The 438-nt window shown below is 72.4% G+C and carries 1 protein-coding gene and 1 pseudogene; one reads left to right on the forward strand and one right to left on the reverse strand.

Annotation, left to right across the window (positions count from 1 at the left end; genetic code table 11):
* Positions 1-152 precede the first annotated feature (152 nt).
* The gene (locus DVK07_RS23535) at positions 153-317 is read left to right on the forward strand and encodes a hypothetical protein (protein ID WP_199719740.1); all 165 of its coding nucleotides are present in this window, start codon (positions 153-155) and stop codon (positions 315-317) included.
* 17 nt (positions 318-334) lie between these two features.
* On the opposite strand, the pseudogene DVK07_RS21890 reads toward DVK07_RS23535, so the two are convergent.
* Positions 335-438 (reverse strand): annotated as a pseudogene (locus DVK07_RS21890) (transcriptional regulator); the annotation flags it as partial.

Raw genomic sequence — 438 nt, forward strand, 5'->3', positions numbered from 1 at the left:
CCGACGCCCCGGACGGCGAGGCGACGGTCGCGATCCGCGGCCTGGAGCTGTGACGGCCGGCCGGTAGCGGAGAGAATCGCGGCGACCCCGGACCGCCGGTCGGGCGCGCCGACGCTGAGCGGTTTATGCTCCTCGGACGCGTACCGACGGTGATGACAGACGGGCAGGCGTCGGCCGACGAGCGCGACGGGGAGGACGGGGAGGAGCGCGAGGGCGACGCCGACGGACCGAACGACGCGGGACACCTCGACGACGTGCCGGACGGCGCGGGCTGTACGGAGATCTGGGAGCGGCTCTCGGAGCGCCGAGAAGAGTGAGTTCGGCGCGCTCGCACCTACGACAGCTGCGCGGCGATGTCGGCCTCGGTGATGATCCCGACGGTCTCGCCGCCGTCGGTGACCATCACGGCCTTGTAGTGGTCCAGCAGGTTCCGGACCT

Source organism: Halorubrum sp. Atlit-26R (assembly GCF_003666015.1).
Lineage (GTDB): Archaea > Halobacteriota > Halobacteria > Halobacteriales > Haloferacaceae > Halorubrum.